The sequence below is a fragment of the Luteitalea sp. genome, assembly GCA_009377605.1.
Classification (GTDB): Bacteria; Acidobacteriota; Vicinamibacteria; order Vicinamibacterales; family Vicinamibacteraceae; genus WHTT01.
The window spans coordinates 1-13,656 of the sequence record WHTT01000054.1 but is presented as its reverse complement, the minus strand read 5'-3'; the positions used below and the strand labels follow the sequence as shown (position 1 = coordinate 13,656).

General features: G+C 65.9%; 10 protein-coding genes. 5 read left to right on the top strand and 5 right to left on the bottom strand.

The window, feature by feature from the left end; genetic code table 11:
- Positions 1–54: 54 nt before the first annotated feature.
- From GEV06_17655 to GEV06_17645, 3 genes are read right to left on the bottom strand one after another with little or no spacing between them, the layout of a single operon-like run.
- Entirely contained in the window at positions 55–864 is an 810-nt protein-coding gene (locus tag GEV06_17655; GenBank protein MPZ19725.1) for a hypothetical protein, read from the bottom strand.
- Positions 861–1,874 (bottom strand): 4-hydroxythreonine-4-phosphate dehydrogenase PdxA, encoded by a 1,014-nt coding sequence (pdxA, locus tag GEV06_17650; GenBank protein MPZ19724.1) that lies wholly within the window; start codon positions 1,872–1,874, stop codon positions 861–863. The genes GEV06_17655 and pdxA overlap by 4 nt, the downstream gene beginning before the upstream one ends.
- A complete protein-coding gene (locus GEV06_17645) occupies positions 1,874–3,127 on the bottom strand; it encodes a hypothetical protein (GenBank protein ID MPZ19723.1) in 1,254 nt (417 codons plus the stop codon). Before GEV06_17645 ends, pdxA begins: the two co-directional genes overlap by 1 nt.
- Before the next feature lie 27 nt (positions 3,128–3,154).
- Here GEV06_17645 and GEV06_17640 point away from each other — a divergent pair, with 27 nt between their 5' ends.
- The gene (locus GEV06_17640) at positions 3,155–5,593 is read left to right on the top strand and encodes an SUMF1/EgtB/PvdO family nonheme iron enzyme (protein ID MPZ19722.1); all 2,439 of its coding nucleotides are present in this window, start codon (positions 3,155–3,157) and stop codon (positions 5,591–5,593) included.
- Positions 5,594–5,666: 73 nt separating this feature from the next.
- Here GEV06_17640 and GEV06_17635 read toward each other — a convergent pair whose 3' ends face one another.
- The gene (locus GEV06_17635) at positions 5,667–6,692 is read right to left on the bottom strand and encodes an RES domain-containing protein (protein ID MPZ19721.1); all 1,026 of its coding nucleotides are present in this window, start codon (positions 6,690–6,692) and stop codon (positions 5,667–5,669) included.
- A gap of 125 nt (positions 6,693–6,817) precedes the next feature.
- A complete protein-coding gene (locus tag GEV06_17630) occupies positions 6,818–7,606 on the bottom strand; it encodes a hypothetical protein (GenBank protein MPZ19720.1) in 789 nt (262 codons plus the stop codon).
- Positions 7,607–8,116: 510 nt separating this feature from the next.
- Here GEV06_17630 and GEV06_17625 point away from each other — a divergent pair.
- From GEV06_17625 to GEV06_17610, 4 genes are all read left to right on the top strand, one after another.
- Positions 8,117–11,068, top strand: a complete 2,952-nt coding sequence (locus GEV06_17625; GenBank protein MPZ19719.1) for a PEGA domain-containing protein — start codon at positions 8,117–8,119, stop codon at positions 11,066–11,068.
- Between the two features lie 25 nt (positions 11,069–11,093).
- A complete protein-coding gene (locus GEV06_17620; GenBank protein MPZ19718.1) occupies positions 11,094–11,903 on the top strand; it encodes a hypothetical protein in 810 nt (269 codons plus the stop codon).
- A gap of 11 nt (positions 11,904–11,914) precedes the next feature.
- On the top strand, positions 11,915–13,222 hold the full coding sequence (locus GEV06_17615) for a gfo/Idh/MocA family oxidoreductase (protein MPZ19717.1): 1,308 nt from the start codon (positions 11,915–11,917) through the stop codon (positions 13,220–13,222).
- Positions 13,223–13,253: 31 nt separating this feature from the next.
- Positions 13,254–13,656, top strand: a 403-nt coding sequence (locus tag GEV06_17610; GenBank protein MPZ19716.1) for a hypothetical protein, incomplete at its 3' end; no start/stop codon positions are given.

Below are 13,656 nucleotides of genomic sequence, written 5' to 3'. Positions count from 1 at the left end.
CGGATCCTGGAGCGCTCCCACGTTCGGATCGCGCTACTCACCAACGGACCCCAGCTATCTCCGACCGTGCTCCGACGCGGATTCCGCCCGTGATCGCGTCACGGCGTCGCGCGCCTCCCGCAATGCGAGCTCGGCACCCGTGCGCAAGGCGACAATGTCGTTCGTGCAGAAAAGTATGTCGATGCCTTGGTCGACCCAGAAGCCGAAATCGGCAGGCCCCGAGGCGCTGGCCACGTGCTTCCCGTGACGTCGCGCCGCGGCGACGATCGTCGTGGCGGCGCGGCGCACGAGTGGATGGCCCGGCTCTCCCGGCACACCGAGGCTCGCCGCCAGATCCGCCGGCCCGATGAAGATGTCGACACCCTCCACCGCGCACAGCTCCTCCGCCCGATCCGCCGCTTCTCGCGTCTCGATCTGCACCATCAGGCACAGCTCGTCGTTGATTCGCTGCTGCGCCTCGGAGAGATTGTCGACCAAGCCGTAGTGGAGCGCCCGCGACACGCTGAAGCACCCGCGCGCGCCGAGCGGAGCGAACCGGGCTTGGGCCAGCAGATCCTCCAGCACGTCCGGCGTATTGGCCATTGGAACGTCGATGATATCGGGCCCGCACTCGGCCGCCTTGAGCACGCTCTCCCGCCGACTATCGGGCACGCGAATCATCGTCAGCAGGCCGAGGCCCTGCGACACGCGACAGAGATCGGCCGCCTCGCCAAACGAGATGGGCGCATGCTCCATCTCGATCCAGGCGGCCTGGTAGCCGACCCGCGCGGCAATCTCGAGGAAGATGGGATCGTTGAAGTACACCGCCGCGCCAAGCACCGGCCTTCCGCCGTTTGCGTGCACCAGGCGCTGGAGTCGAGTCATGCGGTCGTCCCTTTCGTCGTGGATGGCGCGGCGAGCGCCGCCGCGCGTCGTCCTCCCATTTGAACCGCAAGCCGTAACGCCGCCTTCATGCTCGTCGGATCGGCGAGGTTCCGGCCGGCGATATCGAAGGCCGTGCCATGATCCACCGACGTGCGGACGATGGGGATGCCCAACGTCACGTTGACCGTGTTGGCGAAATCGAGCAGCTTCATGGGAATATGGCCCTGGTCGTGATACATGGCCACCACGAGATCCCATTGCCCGCGCCACGCATCCACGAAGAGCGTGTCGGGCGCGAAGGGGCCTGCGCACCGGATGCCTTGCGCGCACACCGTCTCGATCGCACGCTGGATGGTCTCCTGCTCCTCCCGTCCGAACAAGGCGTGCTCGCCGGCGTGCGGGTTGAGTCCCGCCACGGCGATCCTCGGCTCGGTCTGCCCGAGCCACGCCATCGCCTCGTGGCCGAGCGTGATCGTGCGCACGACGCGCGACGTCGTGGCGTTGCACGCCTCCCGGAGGGCGACATGCGTCGTCACGTGAACCACCGACAGGCGCGGGTTCGTGAGCATCATGCGGGAGTCCGCGCCGCCGCACAGCTCGGCGATGTACTCGGTATGGCCGGAGAACGGCATGCCAGAGAGCGCGACCGCCTCCTTGTTGACCGGCGCGGTGACCATGGCCGCGGCTTCCTGCCGCAGGCACATCTCGGTTGCGTCTCGGACGTACGCCACGGCGGCGCGGCCGCACGCCGCATCGAGCTTCCCAGGAACAACGGTCGATCCGTTGAGCGCATCGACCTGACGCACCGTTGCCGTCTCCAGGCGTGCCAGGTCCACGCCGCTGACCTCGCCTGCGCGATCGAGGAGCGCCCGGTCTCCCACGATGACCCATCGCGCAAGCGGCGCTACCGCGGGATCGGACAGCGCCTTGAGGATGACCTCGGCGCCAATGCCAGCGGGATCACCCATGGTCACGGCGATCACCGGCCGTCGGCGCCGTTGCTCGGACATCAGATCTGATCTCCCGCAGTGGCTGTGAGAAACATCAGGGCCTGAACGAAGGCGTCAGGGCCCCCAAAGCCGCCGGCCTTCAACACGACGGGCCATCGCCGCGCGGGCTGCCCGAGCGGCTCCGCGTCGTGCACAGCGGTCGTCTCCGCGCTGGCCTGGAGCCAGCCCCACGGAATCCCGCCCGACACTTCGCCACCGATCTGGATCGCGTCAGCGCCGAGCGCGCGGCACACTCGCGCAGCGGTGTCGCCGCCGGACATCACGAAGCCAGCGATGCGATGGCTCGCCGCTACACGCACACATGGCGCCAGCGCGTCGTCGGCCACCGTCGGACCAGCATCCAGGAGCACGTGACGTCCCGCGTGGAGATGCCGCTCCAAGGCGTCCACATCCGCCGCAGCGAGCGCAACGAGGCGAGACCCGTCGTCGCTCAACACGCGTTCGCATTGCCGGACGGTCACGGCCTGCGTGGAGCCGATCCAGAAGACGACCGAGCCCTCTCTGGTGCCTGCTCCACCAACGGGCCTTGCCGAGAGCGTGGGCGCACTGGATCTCCTTGGCAGGTCCGTGAGCCGCCGCGCGAGCGCCCCTGCAAGGCCAGCGGAGCCAACCCACAGCACACGCTCGGGAATTCCCCACACCGCATGCACGATGGCATCCAGATCTTCATCGTGCAGGCTGTCGCAAACAATCACTCGGCGACCACTTCTCAGCGCCGACGCCATCGCGCTCGCCCAGCCGTCCAGAGAGGGCTCGTTGCTGGGCCGCAGCACCAGACGGCAGTCCCGAAGCCCTTGCGTGGCGAGTAGCGTGGGCAGATGACCTTGGGGCGCATCTGTTTCCTGCGCATCACCGCCCGCCACCCGGAGCAGGCCGCCCTCTAGCGTACGGCCCATGCGGGGAAACGCCGGGGCGACGATGGCTCGGGTGGCACGCCACGCCTCCATGACGGCCGCTAGCTCCTCGCCGATATGGCCGCGCAATGTCGAATCGATCTTCTTGAAGCCCACCGCGCCTTCGCAGTCGGACGACCAGCGCTCGCTCACGCGACGGACGCGGCCTGCCGCCTCTGCAGACGACAAGCCTCGGCTCTCGGTGCTGATGGCGACGACGTCGGCCGCAGGTGCGCACGGGGAGGCGCGGAGCCTCACGACTCCCGACAGACCACGCTCGACGAAGGTTGCGCAGGCGTCGGCCGCGCCGGTCAGGTCGTCGGCCGCTATCACGCATGTGACGCGCCTACCAGCTGCCATCGTTGGCCATCCGCGAGCTCCCGTCCATTGTGGAGCGTTCTCGAATCGAAGGAGGGAAGAAACGGTCGCGCACGCTTCCAGGGAGTGGCGACGTGCGGTCGGACCTACGGTAGCGCCGTATATTGGAAATTGTCAATTCGTATTTTCTTATCTCGCCGCCCGTGGCATCTTCGCAAGACTTGCGCCGCGGGCGGCCGTGGCGGTTGCTCCCCCTGCACGGTTCAGAAAAGTGTGCGGGCGACGCGAGACACCCGTCACCCACGGCCCGCACCTGGCCGGTGCGGCCGGGCGCCCTGGGGATCCCTTCGGCGATCACAGGCCGTTGCGTGCGATCCTCTGTGGTATGAAGCCAAGGAATTCTGCGAGTGGTTTAGCCGTAAGGAGGGACGGCATTACCGTCTGCCAACGGAGGCGGAGTGGGAGTTCGCAGCCCGCGCGGGCACGACGACGCTGTTCTCGTCTGGCGACCGGCCGCCAGCGCCGGAGTCGGCCAACGCGTGGGGTCTGAAAAACATGCACACGGGCGTCGCTGAATGGGTCCTCGATTGGTATGCGCCCTATCTGAATGATCACCAGTCAGATCCCGTCGGTCCGGCCGCGGGCCACGCAAAGGTGATCCGCGGGGGCGGTCTCGATCAGCAAACACCTTACTACGCCCGCTCTGCGAATCGTGCGAGCTACGCCCCAGGATTTCCGCCACCTGCCGCTCGAGAAGCGCAGCGGTCGCTCCTCGAATCAGATACGGTGGAGGGCCAGACCGTGCAGCAACAGGCCAAGCCGGAGCTGTATGCCGACTTCGTACGCGACACGCCAAACAATCAGGGCAATCATTCCATCGGCTTCCGCGTCGTCATGGCGCCACCCCCGGAAACAGCGCCGACTCCGGTCGCGGCGCCGTTCTTCCAACAAGCGGTCAAGCAGCGAGTCGATCTCGCCGAGCACGGTCCACATCCGGATCGTCCGTACTTCCGCAAACGTCGCCTGCTCCCGATTCCACCTGAGAACACGCCGGAGGAGAGGCTCGCGGCTCAACGGATCGCTGGGCTGCATCCGTCGATCCTGCGGCATCAGCACAGCCCGGCGCTCGCCGTGGCGCCAAACGGGGACGTGCTGGCGATCTATTTCACGTCGGTGTCTGAGACGACGCCGGACGTGGCACTCATGGCCACGCGCTTGCGCTTTGGCGCCGACGCATGGGACATGCCGGGCTTCCTACTCGACTTTGCCGACGCGAACGACGCCTCACCGATGCTTTGGCGTGATGGGAAGACGCTGCGACTCTTCTGGGGCTCCAGTCAACTCTCCTCCGGCTTTCCCTTCCAGTGGTCCTCCTCTGACGACAACGGCGCGAGCTGGAGTGAGGGGGCGTTTCCGATGTTCACGGCGTTGGTCGGCGGCCATTCGGCGCAGCCGATCACCAGCGCATTTCGCACTCCAGACGGTGCGATGTTCGCCGCGAGCGACGGGATAGGCGCAGAGTCACTCCTCTGGGTGAGCCGCGATGGCGGGCGCACCTGGAGCGACCCGGGCGGACGAACGAACGGCAGGCACACGGCGTTCGCTCCTCTGAAGGACAACCGCATCCTCGGCATGGGCGGCAAGAACTCCGATCTCGACGGCTTCATGCCGCGGTCGATCTCGAGCGATGCGGGACGCACGTGGGCGACGAGCAAAACACCCTTCCCAGCGCTCGACGCCAACCAGCGGCCGACGATCGCGCGGCTCGCGAGCGGACGATTGTTCTTCGCGGGCGATCTGCAGGATCGCCACGGCAAGCAGCCGGCAGGTATCAGGGAGCGCGGCGCCTATGTTGCGCTGTCGGATGACGAGGGGGAGACCTGGCACATCAAGCCGCTGCCGGGCGCCGAGGCGCACGAGTCGCCGGAACGGGCTCGGGATCTTGGCGGTGCGACCCTGGGGTACGCGGTCGCGAGCCAAGGGCCGAACGGTCTCATTCACCTCATCACGTCCATGAACGCGCAGGCTCTCCACTTCGAGTTCAACGAGGCATGGATTCTGGCGCCGCCGGGAGCCACAGACGAGGAGCAGGTGTCGACGGCGCCCCCACAGCCCTCTGTCGGCGAGGTCCGGACCTACGAGGAGCACGACGCGAGCGGCCGGGTGCGGGCGCGATGGAGCGCGGGCGTCGCCACCGACGGCCGTTACCTGCTCCACGGCACGGAGACGTGGTACTACCCGAACGGGCACAGGCAGTGGACGGCGAGGTACGACCGTGGCCGCAAGGTGGGACCCGAGACCTTGTGGCGAGAAGACGGCAGTCGGCTGTGGAGATGGGATCACCGGACGGACGGCACGCACGTCTGGACGGGGTATTGGCCGAACGGACAGAAACACACGGAATCCACCTGGCGCGACCACCGTGCCGAAGGTGTCGCCACCGCCTGGGATGCCTCTGGCAAGGTTGTCGGCCAAGTGACCTTCGCCGACGGCAAGCCGAAGGAATGAGGAGACCGGAACCGTGTCGAGCAACAGTGTTGGAGCTACTCTACTGAGCGCTATATGGGCCTCCGAAGACGCTTCATGCTGCGCCACGTGGGCGGCGGATATCGCTGAGCCTCCGAGCATGGCGCCATCGTCCAAACCCGAGTGGTCGCGGCCACACGGCACGGGCGCGCCCACCGGCCGACGGGAACCAGGCCAGCTCGCGGCCGGCCCCATCGCCGGTCGCTGCAGAACGGCAGAAAACGCCACGAAGCCCCGCATCGTGGACGCGCTTCCCGACTGCCTGCGTCGCCGCGTGCGGGATTGGTAGGCCGTGCTGGTCCAGCGGGTAGGCTGTTGCCAGACCCACCTCAGTCAACCCCTCGTCGGACGTGAGGTTGGCCACGCGCTGGCGTGCCGGCAGCGTGGCGGCTGCCAGCACGATCGGGGCGTCGTCACCGAGGTCGTCGGGATCGATAGCGCGGTCGAGGAACAGATGACGGACCTGCGCGTGGACTGTGCGCAAGTCGTGGTTGAGGTACAGCGTCGGCCACGACCTGGGCGGATTCCAGCGGCCGCCGCGTTCCTGGGCATGAGACGGGTCGAACGGATCGGCGTAGTGTGGCTTGGCTATTCTCAGCCACACGTGGCCGTCGTGGAGTACGGTCTCAATCACGGAGCGACGCGCGAAAGGTCGAAGGTGTCGCGGAGCTCGTTGAGTAGCACATCGAACTCGCCTGCCAGTGCCACATCGAATCGGGATCGCCCGCCTAGCACGGGTACCGAACGGCGGACGACCGCAGGGATGCGGTCGCGCTTGACCCACCGGTCGAGCAAGTCCGTGGCCTGGCCGAGGGCCGCGACCTGGTCGGCGCGCGACGGTGGCGGTCCCTCCACGAGCCACTGGCTCATGGCCTGTCGTGACACGCCGAAGGCGTGACCGAGATCCGCTCGAGAGACGTCCCAGAGACGCATCGTGCGCTCCAGCGGGCTGGAAGACAGGCGGCGATCCAGCAGATCGACGAGACTCCGTAGCGACTCGACGTCGTCGCCGACCCGGTCGAGCACATCTTTCGCCAGTTGCCGAGTTGTGCTCGTCATTGACCCAGCGTAGCGCAAGCAAATGTCAAGCGCAAGTGGCTCTCAAGTCAGGCGGCGCGAAATGCCTTCCATCTCTGTGCCGTATGAATCTGTCGAGAGTTATGCCGTATCCACATCAACTCGTTCGACACGAGCTCGGCATCGATTTTAGCGTATGACGCCCGATCGCGTCACGGCGTCCCGGGCTTCCTGCAGTGCCAGCTCGGCACCCGTGCGCAAGGCAACAATGTCGTTGGTGCAGAACAGGATGTCGATGCCTTGGTCGACCCAGAAGCCGAACTCGGCAGGCCCCGAGGCGCTGGCCACGTGCTTCCCGTGTCGCCGCGCGGTCGCGATGATCGTGGCGGCGGCGCTCCGCACGAGCGGATGACCTGGCTCTCCCGGCACGCCGAGGCTCGCCGCCAGGTCCGCCGGTCCGATGAAGATGTCGACACCCGACACCGCGCACAGCTCCTCCGCCCGATCCGCCGCTTCGCGCGTCTCGATCTGCACCATCAGGCACAGCTCGTCGTTGATCTGCTGTTGCGCCTTTGAAAGGCTGTCCACGAGACCGTAGTGGAGCGCCCGCGAGACGCTGAAGGTTCCGCGGGCTCCCAATGGCGCGAACCTCGCTTCCGCCACCAGGCGTCGCAAGACTTCGGGAGCGTTGGCCATTGGCACGTCGATGATATCGGGACCGCACTCAGCCGCCTTGAGCACGCTCTCCCGTCGACTATCAGGCACGCGAATCATCGTCAGCAGGCCGAGGCCCTGCGACACGCGACACAGATCGGCCGCCTCGCCAAACGAGATCGGCGCGTGCTCCATCTCGATCCAAGCGGCTTGGTAGCCCAACCGCGCGGCAATCTCGAGGAAAATGGGATCGTTGAAGTACACCGCCGCGCCGAGCACCGGCCTTCCACGGTTTGCGTGCAGCAGGCGCTGAAGTCGAGTCATTCAGTCGTCCCCTTCGTCGTGAATGGCGCGGCGAGCGTCGCCGCGCGTCCGCCTCCCATGTGAGCCGCAAGCCGCAGCGCCGCTTTCATGCTCGTCGGATCGGCACGATCCGTGTGAATCGTACCCTACATTCAAATATTGGAAATTGTAAACAAGTATTTCTAATCAACAAGCCGTCAACGGCCGCCGACGTGCCGCACCTCCCCGGCCGTGACGCGAAACCTCCCGCCGCCGGGAGGAAAGGATACCTCTTGGACGGGGTTATCGAGCGCTCCATTCCAATTGATTAGCGCCTATTACGAAAATACATATTGACATTTTCCAAGACACGGCTAGCATTGAGACAATTTGAAACACAGCGGGCTCTTGTCCCGGATTTCTCGGTCGGCGGAAGCGCGCGCGCCTGCGACGCATGCGCGCAGGACACGACGGCGCCGCTCTCACATGGTGTGAGTCACCGCTGCCGGACGCCGACCACGCGAAGAACGGGCAACAGAGAGGAACGGAGCGATGAGGACGCGAATCTTCGCGACGGCGGTGGTGGTGGCGGCGATACTCGCCTGCGGCGCGGGCGCCGACGCGCAAGTGACAACCGCAACGGTGTACGGGCGCGTGACCGACGCGACCGGTGGCGTCGTGCCGGGCGCGAACGTGACGCTCACGAACGAAACCACGGCGGCGGCCTGGACCGAGGTCACGAGCGAGGAGGGCGAGGTGACGATCAACTTCGTCCCGGTCGGCCGCTACACGCTGCGAGTGGCGCTCGAAGGCTTTGCCGAGCACGTGCAGGATCTGGAGCTCTCCGCCGGCCAGACGGTGCGGTTGGCGATCTCGCTCGCCGTTGGGGAGCTCACCGACGCCGTCAACGTGACGGCGGCCACGCCGCTCATCAACCGTGCCAACGCGCAGCTCCAGGACGTGGTGTCCGACGAGCAGCTGGTCGAGCTGCCGGTTGGCCGCCGCGATTGGTCGCAGTTGCTCGAGCTCGATTCGTCGGTCGTTCTCGACGGTGAAGGCGCCGTCATGAACGGCCTGCCGCCGTCCGGCCTCAGCCTGACCATCGACGGCACCAACGGCTCGAGCGACGCCGAGGCGCCGTCGATCGGCGCCTATCAAGGCTTCAACACCATCAGCGGTGTGAGCACCGAGGCCATTGCCGAGATCAGCGTCAGCAGCGGCATCGCGTCGGCCGAGTTCGGCGGGACCATGGCCGGCAACGTCAACATCATCACGCGCAGCGGCTCGAACACGTTCCACGGCAGCCTCTTCGAGAACCATCAGCGCGACGATCTCGATGCCGCGAACCCCTTCGTCGACCAGGCGCCCGAGAAGCGATTCAACCAGTTCGGCGGCTCGCTCGGGGGCCCCGTTGTTCGCAATCGCCTCTTCTTCTTCGGTACCTATGAAGGTGTCCGTTCCGACGAGCTGGCGCTCCAGCGCGACAACGTGCCGACCCCCGAGTGGAGGGCCGAAGCGCTCGCTGCCAATCCCGTCTACGAGTCCTTTTTCGCGCTGTTCCCGGATCCCACCGAGCCGTACGACGCCGGCGCGCGCACGGCGCGGTTTCAGGCGCTGAGGCCCGACTCGCGCGACGACGACCACGTGACGGCCCGTGTGGACGTCACGCTGTCATCGGCCAATCGCTTCAATGTGCGCTATTCAGGCGGTCGTCCGGCGCGCATCGACCCGCGCGTCATCGAAGCCAACCCGCGCACGTTCAGCGGCCAGCAGGACTCGGCAACCATGGCCTTCACGCACGCAGCGACGGCCTGGGTCTTCGAGACGCGGGCAGGCGTGAACCGCAGCAATATCGACCGCGTGGACCAGCTCTATACGCTGGGCCACCCGAACGTCGACGTGTCGGGCGTGGATCTCAGCGACGGTGAGCTGTTCCTGAAGCGGGGGTGGCTCTTCAGCTTCGATCAGGTCATCGCCACGACGCGAGGACGGCATTCGCTGAAGGCAGGCTTCGGCTTGGTGCACCAGCGTGCGGGCCGCGAGAACTTCCAGGTTCCCGGTTATGAGTACAGCTCCATCGACGATTTCTACGCCAACATCCCGAACGGCGGACAGTTCACGTTCGGCTTGAACGACTTCCGCCTCACGACGTCGCAGCTCGGCGGGTTCGTCCAGGACGATATCCGCCTCGGCTCGTCGCTCGTCGTGAACGCGGGTCTCCGCTACGACTACTTCACGGTCCCCAAGGAGCGCGACGGCCGCCTCTTCAATCGCGACGCGCCGTTCGGGACCGGCCCGCTCCGTTCACCGGACTCTCTGTACGCGGGGGACTTCAACAACGTCTCTCCTCGCGTGGGTGTGGCCTGGTCGATCGACGCCCACTCGGTGCTGCGCGGCGGCGTCGGCCTCTTCGTCAGCCCTCACCCGCTCTTTGGCGGTCCGGTGGATGTCGTGCTCAACGCGGCCGATGAGCAGTTCCGCGTGAACACCAGCCGGCAGGACTCGCTCGAGCTGGGCATTCGCTTCCCCCTGGCCAACACCGACGTGGAGGATCTGCTGCAAGGGCCGGCGCAGCTCTGGGGCACCCGCTCGATCTCGCCCAACTTTCCAAACCCCTACAGCACGCAGTGGAGCGCGATTTTCGAGCGACAGCTCGGAGCCCAGTACAGCCTCGAGGTCGGCTATACCGGGAGCCGCGGCGACAACCTCAACACGGTCTGGGAGATCAATCGACCGGATCGTTTGACCGGCATTCGCCCCTACGCCGGCTTCGCGCAGTTCGACTGGTACGACGCGTCGAACTCGAGCGAGTACAACGGGCTCCAACTGAGCCTGCGGCGGCGGTTCGCCAACCGCTTGGGATTCGGGGCCAGCTATACGTTGAGCAAGAGCATGTCCTACGGGGGCGGCGATCTGCTGCTCGAGACGCAACCCCAGGAGACGTTCGACCTCGACGCCGAGTGGGGCCCGAGCGACTGGGATGTCCGGCACCGGCTCGTCGCGAACTTCATCTACGAGGTCGCCCCGATGGGGCCGAGCCGGTTGGTGCGCGGCCTCGTGGGCGGCTGGCAGGTCTCGGGCATCTTCACGGCGCGCAGCGGTCGGCCGGTCGACATTATCGACGACGAGTCGGCGTATGGGTCCTCCCGGCCGGACTATGGGGGTGGCGACATGGTGTTGTCGGACTGGCGCGACACCCTGCGGTATCTCAATCCCGCGGCATTCGAGCGGGTGCCGCTGTCGGGGGCGAGCGGTGCCCAGATTCGCCCCGGCACGCTTGGATGGAACGCGGCGCGTGGGCTGGCCGCGTACAATCTGGATCTCGGCCTCGCACGCAACTTTCACATCGGCCGCTATCGGCTGCAAGTGCGCGCCGACATGTTCAACGCGCTCAACACTCGGAACTACGGCGGCCTGGAGAGCGAAATCGACGCGGACGATTTCGGGACGCTCAACTCGGTCTCCACGCGCACGATGCAGGTCGGTGCGCGGTTCTCGTTCTGAGCGAGCATGATTCTGTTTGTTTGCGATGACTCGACTTCAGCGCCGCTTGTCCGCCAACGACGGTAAGCCCCTCTTGGGGGTGGCCGCATACTTCTACGACCCCATCTTCATCGAGATCGCGGCCCATGTCGGCTACGATGCGGCCTGGATTGAAATGGAGCACGCGCCGATCTCGTTCGCCGAAGCGGCGGATCTCTGCCGGATCGCGCAAGCGCTCGGCCTGCTGACGATGATTCGGGTGCCCGACTATCGGCGAGAGAGCGTCTTGAAGGCGGCCGAGTGTGGCCCCGACATCATCGATGTGCCGATGGCCAACGCGCCCGAAGTGTTACAAGGCCTGGTGGCGGAAGCCAGATTCGCGCCCTTGGGGGCTCGCGGGACCTTCAGCGTCTCGCGGGCGCTGCACTATGGGCTCGTCGAGAACCTGTCCGACGCGCAGCAGCAGATCAACGGTGAGCTGTGCTTGATGGTGCAGATCGAGACCCGCGAGGCCGCCGAGCGGGCGGAAGAGCTCTGCGCGGTGGAAGGCGTCGACATCTTCATCGGCCCGGCCGACCTCGCCGCGAGCTTGGGCGTGCCCGGCGAGCCAGGCCACCCGCTCGTGAGGCAGGCGGCGCACCAGATCATCGCGACGGCCCGCCGTCACGGCAAGCACGTGGCGACGGCGTCGCCGCCGGCCGACTTCGACTTCTGGGCAGAGCAGGGCGTCGACATCCTCTTCTGCACGAACGACATCGTGGCCCTGAGGAGCGGCGCGGCGCTCGCGCTTCGGCAGGCGCGAGCCGCTGTCGCGCGGCGGCGAATCGAGCTCACCTCCGACCGGAGGGCCACATAGGAGGACGTGAGATGGAAAGTGAAGTGTCTCGGCGGACGTTCATTCAACAGGTCGGTGCCACATTGGCGGCAGCGCCATTGATGGCCTCGAGAGCGCACGGCCAGTCTCCCAGCGACATCGTGAACGTTGCGATGATCGGCACGGGAAGCCGAGGCGCCAGCCTCCTCGAGAGTCTCGCAGAGGCCAGTCATGCGCGCGTCGTCGCCCTGTGCGATCTGGATCCGGAGCGGCTCCAGAAAGCGGCCCACATGGTCGAGACGCGGAATGCGGTCACGACACACGATGACTATCGGAAGCTGCTGGAGACCAAGGACGTCGATGCCGTCGTCATCGCCACGACCGACCATTGGCATACGCCGCTTGCCCTCGCGGCGATTCTGGCCGGCAAGGACGTCTATGTGGAGAAGCCGTGCAGCCACAACATTCACGAGGCCAACTTGCTCGTGAAGTGTGCCAAGGAGCACGGGAGATGCGTGCAACACGGGACCCAGCGTCGCAGCTCCGCGGTGGACATCGCCGGCGTGCGAGCGATTCAGGAAGGGCTGATCGGTGAGGTCTTCGTCGCAAAAGCCATCAATCATCAGCTTCGCGAGAAGATTGGCAAGGCGCCGGAGGAGCCACCCCCGACAGGGGTCGACTATGACAAGTGGATCGGTCCTGCGCCTCAGCGTGCGTTCACGCAGAACCGCTGGCACTACAACTGGCATTGGTTCTGGGAGTACGGCGGCGGTGATCTGGTCAACGACGGCATCCACCAGCTCGACGAAGCCATTTGGGGCCTTGGCCTGGACTTGCAGTATCCGCAGGCGATCGTGACGTCTGGCGGGCAGCTCTGGTACGACGACGACCATGAAACGCCGGATACACAGATGATCGTCTTCGAGTATCCCGGCAAGCAGATCATGTACGAGATGCGCCTCTGGGCCGACTACAAGATGGAGGGGCACGACAACGGTACCGTCTTCTATGGCACCAAGGGAAAGATGGAGATTGGCCGCAAGGGCGCAATCGCGACCACCGTCGACGGCAAGGTGATCGAGGTGAAGCCCGAGGACTACGGCGTTCAGGCCGAGGACATCATCAACAACTTCACCACCGCGGTGAGGCAGGGCGATCCGTCGATACTGAACAGCCCGATCGAGCGCGGCGCGGTGTCGACGAATCTGTGCCACCTCGGAAACATCGGCGTCCGCTGCGGCGGCATCAAGCTCGCCTACGATCCCAAGACGGAGGCCATCACCGGCGAGAGCCACGCACAGGCGAGCCAGTTGATCAGGCGTGAATATCGCAAGGGCTACGAGTTGCCGTACACGGGCTGACGGCGATCGTCACGACGGAGAGCAGCACAAAATGGCGAAATCTCGAAGTCGAGTCCTTGCGCCGGCGCTCGGCGTGGCGTTCGGCGTGGCCGTATGGAGTTCTGCGTGCTCCGAGGAGGCGAGCCCTACCAGAGCCGGCGAGACCTCGGAACCGGCTGCCGTCTCGTTCAGGCACGAGCCCAATGTGCTGCACATCGAGATCGGCGGACAGCGATTCGCCGATTACGTATATGCGGACCAGGAGATCACGCGACCGTACTTCACGCACGTGACCACGCCGGCGAGCATTCGCGTCACCCGTAATCATCCTCCGAATGAGGGGAGCGATCTCGTCGATCACGCGATGATGCACCCGGGCATCTGGATGGCGTTTGGCGATCTGAGCGGCAATGACTACTGGCGGCTGAAGGCAAAGGTGGAGCACGAGATGTTCA

Coding starts and splice junctions, on each gene's coding strand:
- GEV06_17630 (MPZ19720.1), bottom strand. CDS start 7,606: ATGACTCGACTTCAGCGCCTGCTGCACGCAAACCGTGGAAGGCCGGTG.
- GEV06_17625 (MPZ19719.1), top strand. CDS start 8,117: ATGAGGACGCGAATCTTCGCGACGGCGGTGGTGGTGGCGGCGATACTC.
- GEV06_17615 (MPZ19717.1), top strand. CDS start 11,915: ATGGAAAGTGAAGTGTCTCGGCGGACGTTCATTCAACAGGTCGGTGCC.
- GEV06_17620 (MPZ19718.1), top strand. CDS start 11,094: ATGACTCGACTTCAGCGCCGCTTGTCCGCCAACGACGGTAAGCCCCTC.
- GEV06_17655 (MPZ19725.1), bottom strand. CDS start 864: ATGACTCGACTCCAGCGCCTGGTGCACGCAAACGGCGGAAGGCCGGTG.
- pdxA (MPZ19724.1), bottom strand. CDS start 1,874: ATGTCCGAGCAACGGCGCCGACGGCCGGTGATCGCCGTGACCATGGGT.
- GEV06_17645 (MPZ19723.1), bottom strand. CDS start 3,127: ATGGCAGCTGGTAGGCGCGTCACATGCGTGATAGCGGCCGACGACCTG.